19 protein-coding genes are annotated in these 25,019 nt (G+C 41.3%); 9 read left to right on the top strand and 10 right to left on the bottom strand.

Annotation, left to right across the window (positions count from 1 at the left end):
- Nucleotides 1-8: 8 nt before the first annotated feature.
- Nucleotides 9-824, bottom strand: coding sequence for a RusA family crossover junction endodeoxyribonuclease (locus ACE1CI_RS03330; protein ID WP_413268050.1), 816 nt, complete (start codon nt 822-824; stop codon nt 9-11).
- 85 nt (nt 825-909) lie between these two features.
- On the opposite strand from ACE1CI_RS03330, the gene ACE1CI_RS03325 reads away from it, so the two are divergent.
- The 6 genes from ACE1CI_RS03325 (at nt 910) to ACE1CI_RS03300 (ending at nt 7,746) form a co-directional block, all read left to right on the top strand.
- Nucleotides 910-1,824, top strand: a complete 915-nt coding sequence (locus tag ACE1CI_RS03325; RefSeq protein ID WP_413268049.1) for a helix-turn-helix domain-containing protein — start codon at nt 910-912, stop codon at nt 1,822-1,824.
- A gap of 145 nt (nt 1,825-1,969) precedes the next feature.
- A complete protein-coding gene (gene ureG / locus ACE1CI_RS03320; protein ID WP_413268048.1) occupies nt 1,970-2,566 on the top strand; it encodes an urease accessory protein UreG in 597 nt (198 codons plus the stop codon).
- Nucleotides 2,567-2,875: 309 nt separating this feature from the next.
- Nucleotides 2,876-4,321 (top strand): cytochrome ubiquinol oxidase subunit I, encoded by a 1,446-nt coding sequence (locus tag ACE1CI_RS03315; RefSeq protein ID WP_413268047.1) that lies wholly within the window; start codon nt 2,876-2,878, stop codon nt 4,319-4,321.
- A gap of 165 nt (nt 4,322-4,486) precedes the next feature.
- Complete coding sequence (locus tag ACE1CI_RS03310; protein WP_496615215.1) at nt 4,487-5,500, top strand: cytochrome d ubiquinol oxidase subunit II; 1,014 nt, start codon at nt 4,487-4,489, stop codon at nt 5,498-5,500.
- Nucleotides 5,501-5,715: 215 nt separating this feature from the next.
- Entirely contained in the window at nt 5,716-6,987 is a 1,272-nt protein-coding gene (locus ACE1CI_RS03305; RefSeq protein WP_413268045.1) for an ATP-grasp domain-containing protein, read from the top strand.
- Between the two features lie 186 nt (nt 6,988-7,173).
- Complete coding sequence (locus ACE1CI_RS03300) at nt 7,174-7,746, top strand: transposase (RefSeq protein WP_413268044.1); 573 nt, start codon at nt 7,174-7,176, stop codon at nt 7,744-7,746.
- A 198-nt stretch (nt 7,747-7,944) separates the two neighbouring features.
- Here the strand turns inward: ACE1CI_RS03300 and ACE1CI_RS03295 are convergent, their stop codons facing one another.
- The 9 genes from ACE1CI_RS03295 to ACE1CI_RS03255 all read right to left on the bottom strand — a co-directional run bounded on the left by ACE1CI_RS03295 (nt 7,945) and on the right by ACE1CI_RS03255 (nt 19,777).
- A complete protein-coding gene (locus tag ACE1CI_RS03295; RefSeq protein WP_413268043.1) occupies nt 7,945-8,400 on the bottom strand; it encodes a late competence development ComFB family protein in 456 nt (151 codons plus the stop codon).
- Nucleotides 8,401-8,603: 203 nt separating this feature from the next.
- The gene (locus tag ACE1CI_RS03290; protein ID WP_413268042.1) at nt 8,604-11,219 is read right to left on the bottom strand and encodes a chloride channel protein; all 2,616 of its coding nucleotides are present in this window, start codon (nt 11,217-11,219) and stop codon (nt 8,604-8,606) included.
- Between the two features lie 344 nt (nt 11,220-11,563).
- Nucleotides 11,564-12,877, bottom strand: a complete 1,314-nt coding sequence (locus ACE1CI_RS03285) for a TldD/PmbA family protein (protein ID WP_413268041.1) — start codon at nt 12,875-12,877, stop codon at nt 11,564-11,566.
- A 68-nt stretch (nt 12,878-12,945) separates the two neighbouring features.
- Nucleotides 12,946-13,812: a Tab2/Atab2 family RNA-binding protein gene (locus ACE1CI_RS03280; RefSeq protein WP_413268040.1), complete on the bottom strand. Its 867-nt coding sequence runs from the start codon at nt 13,810-13,812 to the stop codon at nt 12,946-12,948.
- 120 nt (nt 13,813-13,932) lie between these two features.
- Nucleotides 13,933-16,218 (bottom strand): glycoside hydrolase, encoded by a 2,286-nt coding sequence (locus ACE1CI_RS03275; RefSeq protein WP_413268039.1) that lies wholly within the window; start codon nt 16,216-16,218, stop codon nt 13,933-13,935.
- A 129-nt stretch (nt 16,219-16,347) separates the two neighbouring features.
- On the bottom strand, nt 16,348-16,578 hold the full coding sequence (locus tag ACE1CI_RS03270; protein ID WP_413268055.1) for a NifU family protein: 231 nt from the start codon (nt 16,576-16,578) through the stop codon (nt 16,348-16,350).
- 250 nt (nt 16,579-16,828) lie between these two features.
- Nucleotides 16,829-17,476 (bottom strand): DUF3386 domain-containing protein, encoded by a 648-nt coding sequence (locus tag ACE1CI_RS03265; RefSeq protein ID WP_413268038.1) that lies wholly within the window; start codon nt 17,474-17,476, stop codon nt 16,829-16,831.
- A gap of 134 nt (nt 17,477-17,610) precedes the next feature.
- Nucleotides 17,611-19,329 (bottom strand): GAF domain-containing sensor histidine kinase, encoded by a 1,719-nt coding sequence (locus ACE1CI_RS03260; RefSeq protein ID WP_413268037.1) that lies wholly within the window; start codon nt 19,327-19,329, stop codon nt 17,611-17,613.
- 217 nt (nt 19,330-19,546) lie between these two features.
- Nucleotides 19,547-19,777 (bottom strand): hypothetical protein, encoded by a 231-nt coding sequence (locus tag ACE1CI_RS03255; RefSeq protein WP_413268036.1) that lies wholly within the window; start codon nt 19,775-19,777, stop codon nt 19,547-19,549.
- Nucleotides 19,778-20,086: 309 nt separating this feature from the next.
- Between ACE1CI_RS03255 and lepA the strand changes: the two genes are divergently transcribed.
- From lepA to ACE1CI_RS03240, 3 genes are all read left to right on the top strand, one after another.
- A complete protein-coding gene (gene lepA / locus ACE1CI_RS03250; protein WP_496615214.1) occupies nt 20,087-21,898 on the top strand; it encodes a translation elongation factor 4 in 1,812 nt (603 codons plus the stop codon).
- Nucleotides 21,899-22,301: 403 nt separating this feature from the next.
- Nucleotides 22,302-23,255 carry a UDP-glucuronic acid decarboxylase family protein gene (locus tag ACE1CI_RS03245; RefSeq protein ID WP_413268034.1) on the top strand — a complete coding sequence of 318 codons (954 nt, stop codon included), beginning with the start codon at nt 22,302-22,304 and terminating at the stop codon, nt 23,253-23,255.
- Between the two features lie 181 nt (nt 23,256-23,436).
- Complete coding sequence (locus ACE1CI_RS03240) at nt 23,437-24,828, top strand: UDP-glucose dehydrogenase family protein (protein ID WP_413268033.1); 1,392 nt, start codon at nt 23,437-23,439, stop codon at nt 24,826-24,828.
- Nucleotides 24,829-25,019 lie beyond the last annotated feature (191 nt).

The following is a 25,019-nucleotide window of genomic DNA, read 5'->3' as shown; positions in this document are numbered from 1 at the left end:
CCTGTTCTTCAATTATAAGACTTCTGGACACTGAGCCAACTTTTGGCGATCGCCATATAAGTTTTAGCCGACTGTTCCGAAACCTGACAGTTTGTTTTTAGCCAAGCTAACCATTCTGACTCAGGTAGTAAACTCTGGGCTCGCAACAACCATTCTCCAGCATTTCTGGCGTGTAACATGGCTGCGGCTGGTGTAGTGAGCGATCGCTCATATTCCCGATTAATCAAATCGGCTAATTCTAACAACTCTCCCCAGTAAGAAACCTCTTCTTCTAACACTTCAACAACTGCTGTTACCGTCTGCATTTCGGGAATTCTTTCCCCAACAATTGGCGTAATAGATACCTCTTCTTTTTCCGCAATTTCCGAACTTTTTGCAGGTAACAATACTGCTGGAGCAACTGCAATAACTTGCTGCTTAGTTTCCTGAAATCGCGGATTTTCCATATCAATTATCCGACCATTCCAAATTGGATGGTCAGCAATATGAATTTGCACTAAATCCTCACCTTTTTCATACCAATGTAACACCGGAGACATAATAAATTTTAAACTATCATCTTGAATAATCCCGCCTTCCACTAACCCATCCATAACAAATTTAGCCGCCGCAGAAATATTATCAGGATCGCGACGAAAATTTTTAATTTTCCAGATAAACTCAACCCAAACGCGATCGGGGAACTGCTTGCGACCAAAACATTCTACAGCAATTCTATTTGTCCAAGCCCGCTTTTCTTTGGCACTGGCATAAACATTGCTTCTGGCAGTGCCAATAATTTCATTTAATGTCGGAGGAAGAGGGAACACAAATTTTGACAACATGAATTTATAACCGCTTTGCCAAGTCAGATGATATGGTATCTTTTATTGAAGATCTCAACTATAGTTCATATCTTAGGGTAACAAAGTGAACATTTTAACTACTGAGCAAGGAGAAAAACTCAGAGAAATAGGAAGCTACCTCCGCAGATTAAGAAAAGAGCAGTCAATTTCTTTAGACGAAGTGGCTGCTAATACATACATTCGCGCCAGTCTCTTAAAGGCGCTAGAAGAAGGAAAAGAGGAGAGTTTACCTGAACCAGTTTATATCCAAGGGTTTATCCGGCGATATGCAGATTTTCTGGACTTAGATGGTAACGCTTTAGCCATGACTTTTCCCATAGAATTACCACCAATAGACTTGAGCGATCAATTATTAGATGCGGAAGTAATCGGCGGGAAAAAATATAATGAAAATAATGATGCTGAACGCGCCAAGGAAGATTCGGCTTCCCAAACAGAAAAATTTTCCCTACCCTCCTTACCCAAAGAATTTTCCATCCCTTCTATTCCCTACTTACCTTACATTTTGTCAGGAACACTAATAGCAGTGGCGGGAATTTTATACTTACTAAATCGTCCGCAAACATCGCCATCTGTTGTCCAAAATAAACCATCATCAACTGTCAAACAAAAGCAAGTAGAAAACACTTTAGCACCAGTCACGCCCAAAAGTAATCCCGATTCGCCTACCATTTCTACACCATCTCCCACTCCAGCGCAACCAGTTGCCGCAACACCAGAAAACACTGCGCCCAACACACCTATTCAAGTAAGCGCCCAATTTCAAGATGATTCATGGATGCGAGTAACTGTTGATGGCAAAGTGGAATTTGAGGGAATTATCTCTAAGGGAACACAACAATCTTGGACTGCTAAAGAAAGAATTGTCATTCGTTCCGGTAATGCGGGTGGCGTGTTAGTTTCTGTGAACAACCAAGAAGCAAAAGCTCTCGGAGAACCAGGTAAAGTAGCACAAGTTACTTTCACTCCCCAACAGTAAGCTGTTAGTTATTTAAGCGATCGTTGAGGCAGCAAGAAAGCAAGGGGGCAGGGTGGGCAGGGCGCAGGGAGAAGGTTTGAGTGTGTTTCCGAAATTTCCCAAATATGTGAATTAAATGCCTAAAAGCTTAGTTGAGTAAATAAATATGAGTGTATTTCGTGTGGGAATTGCTGGCCCGGTGGGGTCAGGAAAAACTGCTTTGGTTGATGCTTTGTGTAAAAATTTGCGAGAAAATTACAGCATTGCTGTAGTAACAAATGATATTTATACTCAGGAAGATGCTCAGTTTTTAGTCCGTTCTCAAGCTTTAGAGCGCGATCGCATTTTAGGCGTAGAAACAGGCGGTTGTCCACACACGGCTATCCGCGAAGATGCTTCGATTAATCTGGTGGCGATCGAACAACTGGAACAAAAATTTACTAACCTAGATTTAATCTTTGTCGAAAGTGGCGGAGACAACTTAGCCTCCACCTTTAGTCCCGAATTAGTAGACTTAACAATTTACGTTATTGATGTCGCCGCAGGTGATAAAATTCCCCGCAAAGGTGGCCCCGGAATTACTAAATCTGACTTAATGGTAATTAACAAAATTGACCTCGCCCCAATGGTAGGCGCAGACTTGGGAGTAATGGAACGCGATGCCAAAAAAATGCGCGGCGACAAACCTTTTATCTTCACCAATTTAAAAACCCAAGAAGGACTGTCCAAGATAGTTGAGTTTATTCGTTTACAGATGGGTTAGGGTTGCCCAGATCCCCCCCAGATCCCCGACTTCTTGAAGAAGTCGGGGATCTTCTACGTTAGGGTTGCCCAGATCCCCGACTTCTTGAAGAAGTCGGGGATCTTCTACGTTAGGGTTGCCCAGATCCCCGACTTCTTGAAGAAGTCGGGGATCTTCTACGTTAGGTTGCCCAGATCCCCGACTTCTTGAAGAAGTCGGGGATCTTCTACCTTAAGAATTTATTAAGAAATGTAACGATCGCCATCAGAAGTTAACTACCCTGATTGGAGTAACAACCCTCAAAGTTAGCGACTGAAGAAGGAGCTACTGATGGAATTTTTCTCGAATACCGTTGCATTATCACGCGCCCAGTTTGCGCTGACGGCAATTTTCCACATGCTCTGGCCTGTGCTGTCTACAGGCATGGTGATATACTTGGTCGTTGTCGAGGGACTGTGGCTAAAAACTCGCAACCCTGACTACTACTACCATGCCCGTTTTTGGTCAAAGCTCTACATTCTCAATTTTGGCATTGGTGTAGCCACAGGAATTCCGATGGAATTTCAGTTTGGTACGAACTGGGCACCTTTTTCCGAAGCTGTGGGTAATTTTTTCGGCAGTGTAATTGGTTTTGAGGCTTCTTGGGCGTTTATGCTAGAAGCGGCTTTTTTAGGAATAATGGTGTTTGGTTGGGAAAGAGTCAATCCTGTCATTCATTTTTTATCGACAATTTTGGTTGCAGTTGGTGCCAACCTTTCTACCGTTTGGATTTTGACTGCTAGTTCTTGGATGCAAACACCTTCAGGTGGAGAATTAGTCAATGGCAAATTTATTGTCAATGATTACTTTCAGGCAATTTTAAATCCTTTTGCAGCAGTAAGTGTTTCTCATATGTTTTTGGGAACATTGGAAACTTCGCTGTTTGTAATTGGGGGAATTAGTGCTTGGTACATTTTCAATAATCGTCAACCTGCTTTTTTTAGCATAGCTTTTAAGATTGCTTTATTCTCTGCGATCGCCGTTGCACCCCTACAAATCTACTTCGGACACTTAAGCGGCGAACAAGTTCTCCACTATCAACCTTCCAAATTAGCCGCAATGGAAGCACAGTGGGAAACTGTACCTGCTGGACAACCTGCTGATTGGAGTTTTTTGGCAATTCCTAATGAAAAAGCCGAAAAAAATGATTGGGAAATTGCGATTCCCAATGCCTTGGGTTACATTTTGGAATTGAAACAAAATCTCTCCGCACCTGTTAAAGGTTTGAAGGAATGGCAACCGGACGATCGTCCTCATTTGATTGGTTTAATTTATTATGCCTTCCGCGCAATGGTGGGAATTGGATTTTTCCTAGCTGGATTAATGTTAATTACCACTTTGTATTGGGTGTTGGGTAAACTTTCACCAGAAAAGATTGCTCAACAAAAATGGTTAATGGGTGCTTGGATTTTATCTGCACCTTTGGGATATATTGCAGTAGAATCTGGTTGGATTGTGCGTTGTGTGGGTAGACAACCTTGGACACTTTACGGACAAATTCGCACAGTTGATTCTGCTTCCCATCTTCCTCCTAGTAATGTATTAACTTCTTTGACTGGTTTTGCTGTAGTTTACAGCATTTTGTTCGTCGCAGTTTTGTATTTTGGTAGTCGCATTATCCGCCGAGGCCCAAGATTAGATTTGCCAATTCCCGGAGTAGAAGTTACTCGACCTGCGATCGAAACAACACCCGGACAATTTGTTCCCGACGAACGTCCTGTAGAAGCACAACAATAGATTTTTTTAACCCACAGATAAACACAGATAAACACAGATGAAATATAGCAATCCTCCTCTTATTCTCTCTGTGTCCTCTGTGTTTCTGCGGTTCCAAAAAAATATTTTTCACAAATCAAAACGGGTTATAAACTCTCTACATGATCGGAAGATTCACTGTAAAAAATGGAAACACTCACTTATTTTCTCCCACAAGTTTGGTTTGGAATTTTAGCATTATTCCTCTTCCTTTACGTCATGCTAGATGGATTTGATTTAGGAGTAGGAATCCTATCTGTTACCGCTTCTTCCGAAGAACGACGTGGCATTTTAATGACCAGTTTAAGCAACATTTGGGATGCTAACGAAACTTGGTTAGTACTCATGGGTGGTGGTCTTTTTGGTGCGTTTCCCCTCGCTTATGGAACGATTCTCAACGCCCTTTATATTCCCATTTTGCTGATGGTTTTTGGCTTTATTTTTCGGGCGGTGGCGTTTGAATTTCGCGAACAAGCAACTCGCAAATTAGTTTGGAATTATGCCTTTGGTGCTGGCAGTTTTTTAGCTGCACTTGGTCAAGGTTTTTCCCTTGGTGGGGTGTTAGCTGGAATTAAAGTAGATGCAGCGGGTCATTTTATTGGTGGAACTTGGGATTGGTTAACTTGGCAATCAATATTAGTCGCTTTGACTTTGATCCAAGGTTATGTTTTGATCGGTTCAACTTATCTCATTTGGAAAACCACTGGAGAGTTGCAAACAACTCACTATAAAACTGCTACAATTGCGGCAATTACAACTTTGATAGGGGCAATTTTAATTACGATCGCAACTCCCATATTTTACGATTACGCCAGAGAACGTTTGTTCCATAAACCACAAATTTACATCTTTTCCTTAATTCCCATTTTAGGAGTTTTGTTAATAGGATTATTGCTGAGAAGTTTAGGTCGCAAGGAAGAACGATCGCCTATTGTTTGGACAATTCTCCTATTCTTATTGACTTTTATCGGCTTGGTTTTGGTAGTTTTTCCCTACATCATTCCGACAGAAATTACCATTTACGAAGCATCTGCTGACCCCAGTTCTCTGGTAGTAATGATCATTTTTATCGGAGCTTTAATTCCGGTGATGTTGTTTTATAACATCTATCAGTATGTTGTCTTCCGAGGCAAAATTACTGGCGGAAATTATGGCGAATAACTCAAGTTGTTAGTTACATAGATTGTCGCTTAGATCCGAACTAACCCCCCTTACAAAGGGGGGAAACAGACAAAGCTTCGCTATTAATATCACGGAAAACCTCATATCTCTCCTTCAGCCGAAAAAATCTACTAAAAGCTAGAGAAAAATGTCTATTCGGCTAATTATCATTATGGTGTCGCTTTTCAATCTTCTGAGAAATTTAGGTATTTTTTATGACTCAAAAATACGATTTTCAGTACTTTCAGGGAAATTCTTTTTCTGACCTGTTTGCCGCAGACATTACCGATGGTGATTATGCCTTTATTTTACATTACCCTGCTACTGCTAGTTGGGCTACTTACCCAAATACAAAAAAATATTACATTCAAGATGGTAGTGATGAATCTAGTAAAACTTCCTATGATAAAATTTCCCAAAAAGAACCTTGGAAAAATCTAGCGGTACTAGGCGATAAGATGGCGGGAATTACTGTTAGACAACCAAGAAATATATTAGTTGATTATTGGCGCGAACATTTTGGTTTTCAGTACGAAAATATCGAAATTATCCAACGTTCTGTTTATTTAGATTACTTGAATCAAAGCGATCGCTTCCATAAAATCCTCACCCTCTTCCCCTTCGATGGATTAACTCCTGAAAAACACGCTGTCAATCCTGATACTCATTATCGTCTACTAAGTAAAGTCAGTTTAGCTGAATTAGGCGTAAATTGTCCCAAATATAAAAGTTACAATTTGCGGGAAATTAGTCTTGATGAGATTGAGTTACCCCAGGAGTTTCCCTACTTAATTAAAACATCTCACGGACTCTCAGGAGAAGGAACTTATATCATTAAAAATTCCGGTGATTTAGAGTATTCTTTGCTGGAATTGAGAAAATATCTAGATATTAATTTATTGGATACAATTATTGTTTCAGAATTCGTCAAAGATGAGATCGAAAATTACTGCGTGCAATTTTATGTTAACAAGGTAGGAGAAGTTTCTTTAATTGGTGTAACAGGACAGTTAGTTACTCCAGATGGTAAATATTTAGGGGGATTAATTCGCTATGAAGAAACTGATATAACTAAGTTTTTTGAGATGATTTTTGCGATCGCGAACTACGCCCACAAACAAGGTTATTTTGGAGTAATTGGTTGCGATGTGTTAGAAGATAAGAATGGAGAGTTGCACGCGATCGATGCTAATTTTCGCGTTAACGGTTCAACTCCTTTATGTTTACAACGTCACAGATTATTAAACTTAGGAAAGCAAGTAGCAAAATATTCCAGTGATTACTGCATGAATGGCACATTAGATTCTATTTGTGCAACTTTAAAATCCGAATTAGAACGGAAAGACTTTCTGATATTATCAGCTTTAGAAAAAGTGAAATACGGCAAAATTTACACCGAAATTTATGGAATTGTTGCGGGAGAAACTATTGAAGATATGCAAAGGATCGAACAAAAATTGCAGAGTAAGGGATTGTGCTTAACTTAAGTTTGGGTAATTACAGATCCCCGACTTCTTGAAGAAGTCGGGGATCTGCGGGGGATCTACCAGATCCCCGACTTCTTGAAGAAGTCGGGGATCTGCGGGGGATCTGCGGGGGATATACGGGAATTTGCTGATGTGCTTGAGCGGATATAAAGGAATAATAAAGGCAACATCTACTATTCAAATCCTATGCCGCAAAGACGGATTCCCCTGCAAATAGGGAACTTTTACCATGTCTACAATCGGGGGAACAATCACCAAGAGATTTTCTTTGAGCGTGAGAACTATATTTATTTTCTCCGCTTGCTAAAAGAACATTTGATCGCCAATGCAGTAGATATTGTTGCTTACTGTTTAATGCCCAATCATTATCATTTTTTGGTTTATCTGAAAGATGAAACCCTATCTGATGCAATGAAATCCCTCTCACTTTCATACACAAAAGCAATTAATAAACGTTTTAATCGTTCAGGGGTGTTATTTCAGGGAAGATTTCAAACTATTTTAGTATCACAAACTGATTATCTTGTGAATTTATCACGCTATATTCATCTTAATCCAGTGAAAGCAGGACTCGTGCAACAACCTGAAGAATGGGAATTTTCCAGTTACTTGGAATATGCAGGATTACGACGAGGAACACTACCCAAAATAGAACATATTAAAATGCAAATTCAGGAGGAATCAGTTTATCAGCAATTTTTGGCAGATCATAACCTACCTAATAGCGTTGGGTTTAAAAGATTGCTGCTGGATGATTGAGATACCCCGCCACAGATCCCCGACTTCTCTAAGAAGTCGGGGATCTTGAGGGATTTGCGCCACAGATCCCCGACTTCTTAGAGAAGTCGGGGATCTTGAGGGATCTGTCTCATCATCTGCTGATTAAACTTCGTCCCTCAGCCATACCATGTTTGATAAAATGTTCCAATCCATTGCGGAAAAAACCTTCATTAACAGCTACAGCGACATCGGAATTTTGAGCCAGATAGGAAGTATGATCGAAGCTGTTAAAGGATTACGAAACTGATCGGACATTTGACTAAATAATTCTAATTTCAATTCCGGCAATTTTTCGATAATTTGAGGTAACATAGAACCTAATTTAGTTCCCTTAGAATTAACTGAATCGAGCTTTAGATCGGCTGTTCTTAAAGGATCTAATTGCACCGCAGTTAATCCGCGAAAAACAGCTGACTGAATTTGCGGTGCTAATTTTTCTTTAGCCTTTTGCTTTTGCACTTCCCATCCTTTCTCACTGGTGCAATATAACGGTGGTAACTGATTTAGCGCAAATGCTACAGCTTGTGAAGAATTGAGATAAGGAATCATTGTAGAGGGTAAATTCTGGAGTTGTAATTGTACTTCTTCCACAATTATCGGTTCTAGTGCATTCACGTAGGGTATAAGTTGCATAATTTTTGTAACTCCGAATTTAGGAAAATTTATTTTGAATTTGAGGTTTTTTGTTAACCAATCAACCTTAATATAGAGTTTGCTACAAAAACACTGATAAAGTCAGTAATAGTAAGGGTTAACTTCAGTATGACTTTAGTATGAGTTCGGTATGACTTTTAAAATTAAGTGGTTACAATTGGTAAGGAAGCAGTTTTACTTGATTAAACACCGCGCACCAAAATTACGGTGCAATCACAACCACGAGCGATCGCTTCTGGAATATTCCCCTTAATTACCTGTTGCAATAACCCATCCCGACTCGCCCCTAAAATAATTGCATCGCATTGATCTTTACAAGCAATATCAATCACAGCATCCGGTACAGAAGCAGCACATACAGGTATAGTAATTACTGGATGATTAATGCGATTAGACAGAAATTTGGCAGCTTTTTCTAAACCCTTGGTATCAGGTAATGATTGAGATTTAGAAAACACCTGAGTTATTCTCACTTCACAATCATCAGATAGTTTACACAAAGCTGGTAAAAGCTGAATTGCTTCTTGGGCATTTGGTCCTCCTGCTGTCGGTAATAACCAACGATTAAATGTTATTTGATCCTTAGTTACTTCTAATTTATTACTAAAAGATAAAAACCCATTAACAGATGTTGAATGACCTAATTTTACGACTATCGTTTCACAAGAAGCTTGGCGAATTACAGTATCAACTACATGACCAAAAATGCGACCTCTGGTGGGCGGAGTCGGATTCCAACCCATAACAATTAAATCGATATGTTCGGTTTTAATTGTTTCTAAAATTGCCTGTGCTGGATCGTGAGCAACGCGAATTTGTGTATGTATGGGAATCCCCCATTTTTTCGCTGTCATTTCTGCTTGACGCAATAAACGACGACTTTTTGTAGTTTTAACTTCTGCTTCTGAAGGAGCGGTACTGCGGGGGGCAAGAATAACTTGTAAACAGTCTAATTCATAATCTCGATCGCGAGCAATTGCCGCTGCTATTTGTAATAATGATTGTGCAGTTTGGGGATTAGCTAAAGGCACAAGTAAACGCCCTTTACCTGTACTTGGCGATCGCGTTTGGTAAACTATATAAGATGGTTCTGGTTGTGGGCCTGTTTGCACTCCCACTAAATGATCCGCTTCCGCTCGAATAATATCTGCCCTAGTAATAATTCCTACTAATCTGCGACTTTCAACTACTGGTAAACGACTTAATTCGTAACGATTTAGCAGAAAAAGTACATCTGCAAGCGAGGTATTTGGCTCCACAGAAATCGGTTGAGGAGTCATAATTTTATCTAAAGGTGTATTGAAATCTAGCAACCTCTGACCAATTTTTGCTAAATCACTTTGGGCAATAATCCCCACTAATTTACCATGATCGACAACAGGAAAACCGCGATGATGAGATTTAGAAAAAGCTTGCAAAACTTCATCTAAAGTCATTTTACTAGTGAGAGTTTCTACCCGTCTTTGCATGACATCTGCGGCGGATAGTTGTTCTAAAAGTCCTTGTTTTGGTGTTTCCTTATATTTATCTAAATCAATCCCATTCCATTCTAATATGCGATCGTACAGCGATCGGGGCATCAACACTTCTGCCACCCAAAAAGAAGTACAAGCCGCAATCATCAAAGGTAACACCAAATTAAAATCCGTCGTCATTTCAAACACAATCACAATAGCCGTGATTGGTACTTTAGACACCGCACTAAAAAACGCCCCCATTCCCGCAAAGGCATAAGTTGTTGGTGTACCTAATCCGAAAAAATTCTCTGTTCCTAACCCGATCAAATAACCTAAAGTAGAACCTAAAATTAACGAGGGTGCAAACAAACCTCCCGGCGTTCCCGAACTAAAGGCAATCACAGTTAAGATAAACTGAGCTAAAAATGCTTGAGTTGCGATCGACCAATCAGCACCACCAGTTAAAATAAATTCCCGTAATCCTGTATTGTCGCGGAAGTGAAGCGGTAACATGGCAATTGCTAATCCAGAAAGTAACCCCGCCATGCCAATGCGCCAAGGTAAACTTAACTTTAATTTATAACGCCAAAACCTCAAAGCCAGGAAAATTCCTTGACAAAATAGGGCAGAAAATACCCCTGCTAAAATACCTAAAAATAAGAAACTTGGAATCTCTGGAAAAGAAAAAGTAGTTTTACTTTTGACTAATTCCGTCGTTAATTCTAAACTTCCACCCCCCAAAAGTCGCGACACCACCCCACCAATAAAGGAAGCAAGAATTGCTGTTCCCAAAGTAAAACCTGAGACATCTTGCAAAAGTTCTTCCACGACAAACAAAACCCCAGCTAAGGGGGCATTGAAAGCAGCAGCTAACCCAGCACCAGCACCACAAGCAATTAATTGTTTTCTATGTTCGGGAGATGTGGGCACCCATTTACTCATTTGGGCGGCTAAAGCTGCACCTACTTGCACTGTTGGCCCCTGTCGCCCTACAGTCATCCCAGAACCTAGAGCGAGAATGTTGCCCAAAAGCTTGACAAAAGCTACACGCCATGATAATGACATAGGGAACCCGGCGAGGGCAGCTTTAACTTGGGGAATCCCGGAACCAGAGGCTTCTGGGGCGAATCTTTCTACTAAAAAGCCAGCTAAAAATCCGAAACAAAAACCAATTGCAGGCAAAGCAATCCAGGGGGATAAGTAATATGAGATGCTGACTCGCCATCCCCCAAGCCATCCTGAGCTAACTTTAAGTAGGACTGATGCCAAGGCAGCAACTAATCCAATTAAGGAAGCTTCGATGATTGCTAAACGTCTTGTTGGTCGTAGTAGTTGACGCATTAAGAAATAAGTTCAGCTATTTCAGAAGTTTTAAGCAGGTTCGTTGTCAGGACTTTAGTCCTTCTTTTTGGCAGGTTCGTTGTGAGGACTTTAGTCCTTCTTTTTGGCAAAGTACGACTGAAGTCGATACAACAAACTTATACGACTGAAGTCGATACAACAAACTTATACGACTGAAGTCGATACAACAAACTTATACGACTGAAGTCGATACAACAAACTTATACGACTGAAGTCGATACAACAAACTTATACGACTGAAGTCGATACAACAAACTTATACGACTGAAGTCGATACAACAAACTGAAGTCGATACAACAAACTTATATTCACAGGGGAAAACTTAATCTGCTTTACCAGTCACAGATAATCCTTCGACAATTATTGAAGGAGTATAGCAGTAACCGTTCCACTCGGCATCGCCACCTAACGCGACTACTTGTTTAAGTGCGGTGTAGACGTTGCCTGCGACCATTGTATCTTTGACGCGACCGATTACTTTGCCTCGTTTTACCCGATAACCGAGTTCGACGTTGATGGAAAACTCGCCAGAAATGCCAGCGCTACCGCCTAACATTTGGTCTACGATTAAGCCATCTTCCATCATTTGGATTAAGTCGAGCATTGTCCCAGTTCCAGGTTTGATCAGGAGGTTATATAAGCTGGGGGTGGGATAGCTGCCTAACCCTGGACGAAAGCCGTTTCCGGTGGTATCGGAACCGAGATGGCGACCTGTGGTTCGATCGGTGTAAAACAGTTGCAGGATGCCATCTTTGATGAAGGTTAAGGGGTGGGTGATTGTACCTTCGTCGTCAAAGGGACAGCTAAAAGGGCCGATATCTGGTTGTTGATAAAGGGTGATACTGTGGTGGGTAACAGCTTCGCAAAGTCGATCGCTCCAAGGAGATGCAGCTTCCAAAACTCGTTTACCATTTAGAGCAGCGGAAACTGTGCCCCAAAGCATATCAGCAGCTTTAGCGGTAAATAATACAGGTACTCTACCGATCGGTGGGGGAACATTTTCTTGCGCCCATTCCAACCTTTCGATAATTTCTTGGGCTAATGCTATGGGAGTGAGCGTGTTACGCTGAGTTTGACCGTCAGAAACGCTTAAAAAATCATCGCCTCTGATCCATTCAGCGGCTAAATAACAACTGAGGGTAGTATCTGTATGGGAACAGTCCAGTCCTTTGGAGTTGATTAAGCGGGTGCCTTCGACTTCGCATTCCCACTCGCTACTTACTAGCACTTCTGGATAAGAGTCGCGGATGTAGGCGATCGCTTCTTTACCCCACTTGACTAACTGTTCTACCTCAACTGTGCTACCTTCATCTGGGTAGGTTTGCTGGGAACCGCTGACTAGTTCTATAGGTTCTGGGTGATTCAGCAGAGAAAGTGCGATCGCTCTTTCCACTAAAGCCGCTGGTTCCACTGTACCGTAAGCCACTGCTAAACCGGGACGACCATTTTTCCACAGTCGCAGCGCTGTACCTTCAGATTGAGCTATTTCCAACTGTTTGAGACGATTAGCCTCAAAAAATACTGGTCTTGAGAGCGATCGCGACTGATAAACCTCAGCTGCTTCTGCTCCGGCTTTTGCTGCTAGTTCCAGCAATTGTTCTGCTAGTGCCTCTGACTGCCAAGTTTCCGAACCCATACAACCAAATTTTTCTTTTTTAGAATTTAGATTTTAAATTGAAATTAAAACCTAAACTCTAAATTACTTTAAATTGGACTCACATCTTGCAATAACCAAAAACCTGCAAAGGATTCGGCTTGGGGATCACTCTGAACAGCTAAAAAATGCACGCCGTTGGCTTTTTGTTTTGCATCTTCAAAGCCTTGGGCTTCTGCGATCGTTCGAGAATCCTTAATATTAGCAAGAATCCAGCTATCATTTACCCCTGTTTCTAACAGCAGATTTGCTAAGGGAGGTGATTCAAATTTCATACTAGCCAATTCTAAACCAGAAATCCAAGCAGCTAAAGGTAAAGCCCGTGATGAAAAAAAGATCATCCCTGGAATACTGGTATCAGGATTTACGCCAAAATTCTTTAAAGGAAAAGCTTCCTGAAATCCAATTTCCCATTCCGGCATTTCTGCAAAAGCAGCTGCTTCTAAACTCACAAAAGCCCATTTTTCTGCTAACAAAGCTTCGGGCAAAGTTTGCGGTGTAGGATTTGGCATTAACACCGAAGGATTAGCACCAGCAGGCGTGTATCCGGGATGATTTGGGTAAACTTCTTCCATTCTTTTTGCTAACCATTGATTCAGGTTAAAAGTCCGACGACTCGCCGCAGATGCCATCCCCAAATCTTTGCAAGCTTTGGTAATCATGTTATTCATTTGAGTGCGGAAGAAGCGAATTTTTTGGGGAGTTTGCCCAGATTTTGCCATTGCTTCTTTAATTGCATTTCCTAACCAAACCGAATTCACTTCTTGATTAGAACAATACTGGGAATAGCGAAATATTTCCTCCCCAGAACCGTTGACATTTAAGGAACTTTCACAAATCAAAACTTCCCAAATCTTTTTCTTGTTTTCATCCACAATTGGACGAGAATAAAAATCTAACTCCCAGATTGTTGTCATTTGTCTTTTGGTAGTTGGTAGTTGGTAGTGGGTAGTTGGTAATTGGTAGTTTCAGGAACAAGTACGAATTTTTAACCTTTTCCCTTCCTACTACCCACTACCCACTACCCACTACCCAAATTATGGTACTTCGATCGCAATCAAAGCATTTTCCGGCAGATAACTGCAATAACGTTCATTATCGGACAAAACGATCGTCAACCGCAAAGGATAATCCGGTTCAATTTGCAAATCTGCCCAAGGTACTGCTATTTCTAAACATTGCTCGAATGCCACTTGCGCCCGACTAAAGCGGGGATGCCATTTATAATGTTCTCCTGCTTCTTGAAAGTGCGTACTCATGGTGAGCAAATTCACCCCTAAATGGTGATGAAACAGGTAATTTAATGGTGCTTCATTGGGTAAATCTCGCAAGGGAATGGGGCTGTTGGACATTTCGCGATCGGGATAAAACCACAACAAATTCAACTCTGGCGGGCAACCTTTTCCAGGCAAAATTCCCGTTTTAAAATCCAACCGTAAATATAAATTCAAGTGATCCACACCATACCAAAGCCTTTGTACGGTCGTGCTTTGGTGCATTGTTCCCCGCGCCCCACCGATTTCAATTCTCCCCGCTTTATCCCAATCTTGTTCATCACCAACGCCATCAATTACCGGGTGAATAAAACTTTCCGGGCGATGATCTCCTCTCGCTTCGTGAATTTCTAAAGGTTTGAGCAAATTATCAGGAACAGGCGCATTTAAAGCCTGATAAATTGCCGACAAATGTTCCCGAAATAAACGATCAAAAATAGCATCTTGGTTAGAAGAATGCCCTTCACCAAACCACCAAAACCAATCCGAACCTTCAGCAGCATACAAAGCTTCCCAAGCTTCCGGGTTAGTTTCCGGTGTTGCTTCGGGATGAGATGCTAAAAACTTTCTCGCATCAGTTAATAAATCCCAAGCCTTATTTTTTATTGGATCTCCTACCCAAGTAGTTAAATTACCATCAACCCAAGAACCTGTATGTAATTTTTGGGCGGGAATAGTGGCGGTAGCGGGGAATTTTTCCAAGTACTCTGAAACAGTAACTAACTCAATTTCTCGATGATCGCTGAGGGTTTGATACAACGCTTCTAAGAAGGGTTTACCATCTAAATCATAATGTTCCCAACAGTTTTCACCATCGAGGGCAATTGTAACCAACCAAGGATTTTCTAAAGTTGTAGTATCATCAGGTTGGCGATGTTTTAGGATGCGGGCGATCGCTTCTAAATGCCCCACTAAATCAGCTGCCGCTTTCTTCGCTTCCATCGCCCCGTAAGTAAAACCAATTAAATCCGACAAACGGTGATCGCGGAAAACAATTGACAAATCTCCCGCAGGAGTTTCTAATCGATAAGGTTGATAAAGTAACTCAGGTTCGCTAACATTTCCCGATCCATCTCTGTGGAAGAAATGATCGATCGACCAACCTAAAACCGCCTCATCCGAACAAATCCACTTAAAGCCCTGTTTAGCAATATAAGGCAAAATTTGCGGACTAACCGCCTGTTCTGAAGGCCACAAACCGCGAGGTTCGCAACCGAAACATTCCTCATAAATATCCCAAGCTTTTCGCAAATGTCGAGGAATATCTTCTGACCATTGAAAGCGATTTTGCGGCAAATTCATGTTAGGAACCGCAACTCTACCTACATCACTATCCGCTAACAATGGCAAAATTGGATGAGTATAAGGCGAAGTAATTACTTCTAATTGCCCAGTTTCCTGCATCTTCCGGTGTTGCGGAATGATGCGACTCATAATTTCTTGTTGTTTGGCGTAAATGTTTTGGCGATCGGCTAAACTAAAATTCCGACCCTTTTCCAACCAATGAGCAATTTCTGCATCGTCCCAAAACAAAGGATCGAACCAAGCTAAATTATGCCAAGCTAAAAGATCGCTGTAATCTTGCGCTTGCCAATTTTCCTTACACCACGCCCGTCCTTTATCCTGACGTTGCTCGTAAAGTTCGCTATAACGAGGATTAGGATCGATTAAAGTGTGGTGATTGGCATCAAAGAAATGCTCAATAATAAATAATCGCTGTTGTTCCGTCAGACTTTCTACTGGCGACAAAGCTACAGCTAGGTAGGGATCGATCGCACTTCCCGCAATATAATCTTCTAATTGCAGAATCAAAGAAGGAACCAAATTAACCGTTTGGCGCAGCTTCGGATAACGTTCCAACAACAACACTAAATCCAAATAATCTTTAGTACCGTGCAAACGCACCCAAGGTAAACGGTACTCAGAAGCTAAAGAAACAGAAGCAGAAAAAGTCGGATCTTCTGATTCCAGAAACTCTCCCTTAACCCTACTCTTGTACAAAGGTTGGTGTTGGTGCCAAATGAAGGCAACATATAAAGGATGGGGCATAAGCTTTAGTTACGCTTTCAACGGTACTTAATCAACAGTACTTAAAATAAAAAGGCAATCATCGATGCAAAGACTTAAATGATTGCCTTTTACTTCTAGAGTTGCCAGGGTATGATTATCAAATTGCCTTTAGAGAACTTGTTCGACTTCTGCAATTTCAGGGATCATTTCCCGCAGTTTCCGTTCAATTCCCATTCTCAGAGTCATAGTCGAACTAGGGCAAGAACCACAAGCACCTTGTAGCCGCAATTTTACAACAGGGCCATCCAGTTCAACTACTTCTACGTTACCGCCATCAGCCATTAAGTAAGGGCGTAATTCATCTAAAACGGTTTCAACGTTATCTAATGTTAGTTCCATTGTTTCCATTGGTTAAGACCTCTTTTGCTATAGCAGGTTAGTACGTGCTTTTGTGGATATTTTCATCCTAGATCTTTTCTTGATAAAAACCTTAACAGACTTTTTGGGGAGTGGGGACTGGGGACTGGGTGAAGTTTTGAGTTTTGAGTGAGAGAGTTTTGAGTTAAAGAGAAAGTTTTGACTTAAATAATTTCCCCTTGTCTCCTTATCTCCCAGTCCCCAGTCCCTAGTCCCTAGTCCCTAATCCCCTTTAAACTACAGCTGGTTCCAATAACTTAACATTGGAATATTTGAACTCGGTAGTTGTCTGCTGTCCTTGTTCATTGGAACGCACTACCTGATGAGTCATGATGTAGTAATTGCCAATTTTTTCATAGCTGTCCTCAAATTCCAACTCATTGGTAACTTCGCCTGTTTGAGGATTGCGGAAAATGGCATCATAGCGAGAGGCAATGTAACCTTCCCCAGTATTCACACTTTCATGGGTATCAATGGTAAAGGCAACTCTACCCATAACGCGACTAACTTGGCAAATTTCTGTGCCCCGAATCTTATAATTCGAGCCCATCGCGTCGCCTTTGACCAAAATTTCCATTGCGCCTGTAGTGTCAGTTTCGCCTAAGCTAAACTCGTTTTTCCCATGCGCTTGTTCAAAGTTGCCACGTTTGCGGTGAGTAATCACGTCCCGCATCTGAGTATAGATGCTTTCCTTTACTTGTTCGTCTTCTATACCGCTAACTTCTACACTCATGTCACGCTTAACGCGCACTTGCCCAGTGTAAACTTCATCTCCCTGCTTAAGTTCAATATCAGCACTGAAGCCAGGAAATTCATTGTCCCAAGTGTAACGGTTTTCGTAAGCACTACGAAATAGCTCCTTAGCACTCTTCTCAGTCACGGAACTCTCCTTGGAAGATCTGTACTCTTTCTTAGTTTAAAGCGTATTCGGGATTGGGGAGGTGGGGAGGTGGGGAGGTGGGGAGAGTTGTTGATATAGATTTGGGATTCCCCCCAGTCCCCAGTCCCCAGTCCCTACTGATTAGAAGTAAGTACTGGGTCTTGATACAATGGCACTGTGAAAGTTACAGTTGAGCCGAGTCCTTCGCCCATGCTGTAAAATTCGACTTCGCCTTTCATGGCTTCGATGAGTTTTTGGGAGATGTAAAGTCCTAGTCCAGTTCCACCGTATTGTCTATTATGTCCGCCGTTGACTTGGCTGAAGGATTGGAAGAGTCTACCTTGTTTTTCTAAGGATACGCCAATTCCAGTGTCTACCACACGGACGATCGCCATTCCCGGAACTTCTTGGTTGTTGGTGGGTTTTTTGCGTTGCACTTCGGCGCTAATCATCACTCCGCCTTCGTGGGTAAATTTAATCGCATTCCCTACCAAGTTCAACAATACTTGTAATAATCTTTGGTAGTTACCATTGAGGATAATTTTGTCTCTGGTGGCTGGTTTTTGAATGCGGAAGCTGAGGTTTTTCTGTTGTGCCTGTGTTTTGGTAAAGTCTTCGACATCTTCAAATAAGTCTTCCAAGCCTACTGGCCCTAACTCTAATTCCATTTTGCCTGCTTCAATTTTGGCAATGTCTAAAATGTCGTTAATGATGCTCAGTAGGTGTAAGGCTGAACGATAGGCTTCTTGGATGAACTCCATTTGTTCTTCTGGATCATCGGTCATGCCTTCTAAAATTAATTTCAGGAAACCTAACATCCCGTTTAGGGGTGTCCGCAGTTCGTGGGAGGTGTTGGCTAAAAATTCGCTTTTTAACCGGGAGGCTTCTTCGGCTTGTTGACGGGCTTGTTCTAGTTCATGGTATAGGGTAGCATGAGCGATCGCACTCCCCACCAAATCCGCCAACTCCCGCATTAGTTCTACTTCGTCGATCGTCCAGTGACGATTTTCTGTGCAGTCGTAAAGGATAATCAAACCGTTCGGTTTATCTTGGTAAAAAGTCGCGACTGCTAGCTTGGATTGTGGCTGTTCTGGGCTATTAGAGTCTTGTTCTATTCTTGGTTCTAGGGACTCTATCGCCTTGGTAAGATAATCTGATTCCGAAATTTTAATTTTTTGCCCCAGTAAGGAACTGACTGATTCTGCGCGATATTCTGCCTTTACTGAAGCTTCCATAACATCGCTTTTGTAGGCGCAAATTACACAGCGACTTACATCTAATCCTTTGCCTAAATCATCTACTGTCCTTTGCCAAATAGTATCTAAATCTAGGGTGCGGCGAATGTTGCGGGAGATTTTTCTAATCAGTTTTTTGTAGTGTTGCCCCCAGTGTAATGCTGATGCTTTGCTTGTAGTAGGCGTTGTCTGTGAGGCACAGGCAGTTTCTTCTTCCAGTTGCCTACCCATAACTAATACTCTACTGGCAGAGCCATCCGCTACTAATATGGGACTGATTATTAAATCAAACAAAAATTTCTGCTCTTGGTAGAGAAATTCACAACAGAAACGTTCTGGTAGCTGATGTTCCAGGATTTGTTGAATTCTTTCTAGGTAAGGCGCAGCTGCTACTGGGCCAAATTTTTCATTTAGGCAGCTATTGACGATCGCTTCTGGATTTACTTCATATCGTTCTGCTTGTTGCCAATAAAAGGAAAGGTATTGGCCTGTAGCTTCTTGAACGTATACTAACTCTGATCCCAATCCCTGTAAACCGATCGCATGGTTTGTCCAAGCAGAATCTGATTTACCGTAAGACCCTTTTTGCCAATTCTGTAGATCAATAGGCACGCTCATTGGAGTCGGTCACAATTTTTGTAAATTTCAACTCAGGTCATCTCGTCAATAGCACCCTGTTCGTTCGCTTTAGCGTGGCGTAGCCGTATCGCTTGCTAGCGTTCGCGTAGTGCGTATCGCTTTAGCGAATTAGTGATAGTTATTTTACCATCACTAATTCGAGTTTATATCTTTCACGTCAGAAAGCCAAATTTTTTTCCTTTGCCGACATTGTGTATTAATCATTCCACTCCCCTCGCGGCGGTACTGGTGTTCTGTTAATGGTGCGAGTCAATTCGTCATCTCTTTGGTTAACTCCTCCTTTCAACCATTGCCGAATCGCTGCTTCAATCACTTTGCTTGGATCGTTGGTTAAATGCTTTAACTGACTCAACAAGTCTGAATCTAGGTGGATCGATATTTCCACCTTTTCATCATTACGCCGGGAATCAAGAACTGGTTCTTTCATTTGCAACTGTATATACTGAACTATAGTACAAGCCTTAAACAGGCTATCATCAGTTTAGACTGACTCGCCACTATATCAAAGCGGTCAGTTTACACTATGTCATGCAGTAGTTATCAATATTTTTAACAATCTTACTGCTTAGAATTAAGTAAACTTTGAGTTATCCTCAAGCTGAACCCCTTTATTATAGCGTTTTAACAACTTGGGATACTGATTTGTGTCACCCTGAGCAAGTTAAACATTAAAATATCTTAAGCAAGATATCGATTTTTTGATTGAAGTTCTGCGCCCCATCTTTGAGCAAAGTTTATGACTGACGTGCCCGTTTCTCGAATTCGGAATTTTTGTATTATTGCCCACATTGACCACGGTAAGTCAACCTTGGTTGACCGTCTCTTACAGGCTACCGGAACGGTAGCTGCGCGAGATATGAAGGAACAGTTCCTCGATAATATGGAACTGGAAAGAGAACGAGGCATTACTATCAAGCTGCAAGCTGCCCGGATGAATTATAAAGCAAAAGACGGGCAAGATTACGTTCTCAATTTAATTGATACTCCCGGTCACGTAGACTTTTCTTATGAAGTGTCGCGGAGTCTCGCTGCTTGTGAGGGTGCTCTGTTGGTGGTGGATGCTTCTCAAGGTGTAGAAGCACAAACCTTGGCTAATGTTTATTTGGCGCTAGAAAGTAATTTGGAAATTATTCCGGTTTTGAATAAAATTGATTTGCCGGGAGCGGAACCGGAACGGGTAAAAAAAGAAATTGAAGAGGTAATTGGTTTAGATTGTAGTGGTGCGATTTTAGCTTCGGCAAAAGAAGGGTTGGGAATTGAGGAAATTTTAGAGTCGATCGTCCATTTAGTACCCCCACCTCAAGATACTGTTAACGAACGCTTACGAGCGTTAATTTTTGATAGTTACTATGACAGTTATCGGGGAGTAATTGTTTATTTCCGGGTGATGGATGGGAAATTGAAAAATGGCGATCGCATTCGCTTAATGGCAAGTGGTAAAGAATATGAACTTGACGAATTAGGCGTACTTTCTCCTAACCAAATTCGCGTTGACGATCTCCATGCGGGAGAAGTAGGCTATTTAGCAGCTGCAATTAAAGCGGTAGAAGATGCCCGTGTCGGTGACACAATTACTTTAGCAAATGCAGCGGCAACTGCACCATTACCCGGTTATACTCAAGCTAAACCAATGGTATTTTGTGGAATGTTTCCCACCGATGCCGATCAATTTCCTGACTTGCGAGATGCCTTAGAAAAGCTGAAGTTAAATGATGCCGCTTTGTCTTATGAACCGGAAACTTCTAGCGCTATGGGATTTGGTTTCCGTTGCGGTTTCTTGGGTTTATTACACATGGAAATTGTCCAAGAAAGGCTGGAAAGAGAATACAATCTAGATTTGATTATTACCGCTCCTTCAGTGGTTTATAGAGTCACAACTAACAAAGGAGAAGAGTTATTAATCGATAATCCTAGCACTTTACCAGACCCGCAATATCGAGAGAAAATTGAAGAACCTTACGTGCAAGTAGATATGATTACGCCGGAGGAGTATGTCGGAACTTTGATGGAATTAGGTCAAAGCCGACGCGGTGTTTTCAAAGATATGAAATACTTGACTTTAGGACGGACAACTTTAAGTTATGAATTGCCTTTAGCGGAGGTGGTAACTGACTTTTTCGATCAAATGAAATCTCGATCGCGCGGCTATGCCAGCATGGAGTATCATTTGATTGGTTATCGCGAGAATACCTTGGTACGTTTAGATATTTTGATCAATGGCGATCCAGTAGATTCTTTGGCGATGATTGTTCACCGAGATAAAGCTTATTATGTCGGTCGAGCTTTGGTGGAAAAGTTAAAAGAATTGATTCCCCGTCACCAGTTTAAAATTCCTTTGCAAGCAGCAATTGGTAGTAAAGTAATTGCTAGCGAACATATTCCCGCATTGCGAAAAGATGTGTTGGCTAAATGTTATGGTGGTGATATCTCCCGGAAGAAGAAGTTGCTGCAAAAACAAGCTAAGGGTAAAAAACGCATGAAAGCAATCGGTACAGTAGATGTACCCCAAGAAGCTTTTATGGCAGTGTTACGCTTGGATAAAGAATAAGTGGGAATTAGCCAATAAAAATGAAAGCAGAGGCTCACTAAGTAAGTCATCTGTTTTCATTTCTAATTCTTTAGAATTTTATCACTAAATCATCATTAACTAATAATTATCAAGAAGTATGAAGAAGTTGTTAGTCGATCTCACTGTCTGATAAAGATTTAATGAATTGGATGAATAAACGTAACTTTTTGCTAAATAATCTGCTAATCTTTCTACTAAAGCAGTTAATTTTGATGGAACAAAGACAGCAGTTACACTAGAGAATCCATAAATATAAAGCGATTCCAAGCTCTACTACTATCTTTCAGGTTAAAGATAATTATAGACTGATGGATATCGATGGAGTTATAGTTGTAACAGCGGTCTTAACTGCCTAAAATAACCTACCGCTTACTGAGAAACTATGAGAATTTTAGTAACAGGTGGAGCCGGATTTATTGGTTCCCATCTTATCGATCGCTTAATGGCACAAGGTCATGAAGTATTGTGCTTAGATAATTTTTATACCGGACATAAACGCAATTTGCTTAAGTGGTTAGATCATCCATATTTTGAACTGATTCGCCACGATGTTACTGAACCCATTCGGTTAGAGGTAGATCAAATATATCACTTAGCTTGTCCAGCTTCTCCCGTACATTATCAATTCAATCCCATCAAGACGGTAAAAACAAATGTGATGGGAACAATCAATATGTTGGGTTTAGCCAAACGGGTGAAAGCCAGATTTCTCTTAGCTTCTACCTCAGAAGTATACGGCGATCCAGAAGTGCATCCCCAAGTAGAAGAATATAGAGGGAATGTAAATATGATCGGGATTCGCTCATGTTACGACGAAGGAAAGCGAATTGCCGAAACATTAGCTTTTGACTATCATCGGGAAAACGATGTGGAAATTCGGGTGGCGCGGATTTTCAACACTTACGGCCCCAGAATGCTGGAAAATGATGGTCGGGTAGTAAGTAACTTTGTCGTTCAAGCTTTGCGGGGAATTCCTTTAACAGTTTACGGTACAGGTTCGCAAACCCGGAGTTTCTGCTATGTTTCTGACTTAGTAGAAGGACTAATGCGGTTGATGAATGGAGAGCATACTGGCCCTGTAAACTTGGGAAATCCAGACGAGTATACTATTTTAGAGTTAGCACAAAAAATTCAGCAAATGGTTAACCCGGATGCAGATATTAAGTACGAACCTCTACCACAGGATGATCCCAGACAAAGACAACCGGATATTACTAAAGCTAAAACTTGGTTGGGATGGGAACCTACTATACCTCTGCAAGAAGGTTTGAAGCTAACTATAGAAGATTTTCGTGATCGCATCTCCAATTCTCCAGCCTCAGCTGTTAGTAAATAAATTTGCGACGATAGCGATCGGATTGGGTGGGCTGGGTACTATAAATAAGTCCTGAACAGGACAATTCCCACCTGATATCGAAATAAGCTTTATCGCCATGCCAACAATCCTGACGTTGGCTGGACAATTTGACTAAGGCTGATGATTTACTGTGTAAAATTTGTTTTGAGGATTACCTAATATGCGAGTTTGTGTAATTGGTACTGGATACGTCGGTTTAGTCACAGGCGTTTGTTTGGCACATATTGGACATGATGTTATCTGTATCGATAACAACGAAGAAAAAGTTAAGTTAATGAAGTCAGGACAGTCACCAATTTTTGAACCTGGACTGTCTGAATTAATGCAGTCTGCGGCTAAAGAAGGAAAATTAGAATTTTCATCTGACTTAGCTGCTGGTGTTAATCATGGAGAAATTTTATTCATTGCTGTTGGTACTCCGCCTCTACCTACGGGTGAAAGTGATACTCGTTATGTAGAAGCAGTAGCTAGAGGAATTGGCGCAAATCTTAATGATGGCTACAAAGTAATTGTAAATAAATCTACCGTACCTATTGGTTCTGGTGACTGGGTGCGGATGATTGTCATGGATGGAATTAAAGAACGGCAAAAAGTGCTCGTCGGTGCTGGTGGCGTTGTCAGCGATGAAGAAGTAGAAAAGATTGCAGCTGAATTTGATGTAGTAAGTAACCCAGAATTTTTGCGGGAAGGTTCGGCGGTTTATGATACATTTAATCCCGATCGCATTGTATTAGGCAGCAATAGCGAAAAAGCGCTGAATATGATGGAAGCACTTTATGCTCCCATTACACAGCGGAAGTATGCTGAAGATCCATCTTTACCACCAGTACCAGTGGTGAAAACGGATATCAACTCAGCAGAAATGATTAAGTATGCGGCGAATGCTTTCTTAGCAACTAAAATCAGCTTTATTAATGAAGTAGCAAATATTTGCGATCGCGTTGGCGCTGACGTTACCCAAGTTGCCAGAGGTATTGGTTTAGATTCTCGCATAGGCGGCAAATTCCTGCAAGCGGGAATTGGTTGGGGTGGTTCTTGCTTCCCGAAAGATGTTTCCGCTTTGGTTCATACTGCTGATGACTATGGTTATGAAGCACATTTGTTAAAAGCTGCTGTGAGTGTTAACCAACGTCAGCGTTTAATTGCTGTAGAAAAATTACAGCAGGAATTGAAAATCCTCAAAGGTAAAACTGTTGGTTTGTTAGGTTTAACTTTCAAACCTGATACTGATGATATGCGCGATGCACCTGCACTGAATATCATCGAACAATTAAACCGCTTGGGAACAAAAGTTAAAGCTTACGATCCTTTGGTTTCTCAAACTGGTTTGCGTCACGGTTTAACTGGTGTAATTGTAGAAACCGATCCCGAACGGTTAGCTGATGGTTGCGATGCTTTAGTTTTAATTACTGATTGGGCACAGTTCCTCACTTTAGATTACGCTAAAATGGCGAAACAGATGCACTCTCCAATCATTATTGATGGACGGAATTTCCTCGATCGCAAAGCTCTACAAGCTGCTGGTTTCCATTATGTTGGTGTCGGTAGATAGCATTTTTTGAATAGCTAATAATTATTACCAAATCCGAACTGTGAAGTGATATTTGCAGTTCGGATTTTTTATGTGAATTAATCATACGGGTTTTGGGTGCGGTGAATTTAAAATCTAAAATCTGAAATCTAAAATCGGTTGACTTTTTCCTGAAATTACTCGTTGTTCAAGGAAATATTGGAATAACACCA

The organism is Floridaenema flaviceps BLCC-F50, assembly GCF_041929275.2.
In the GTDB taxonomy this organism is placed as follows: Bacteria; Cyanobacteriota; Cyanobacteriia; order Cyanobacteriales; family Aerosakkonemataceae; genus Floridanema; species Floridanema flaviceps.
This window is presented reverse-complemented; position numbering and strand designations above follow the sequence as displayed.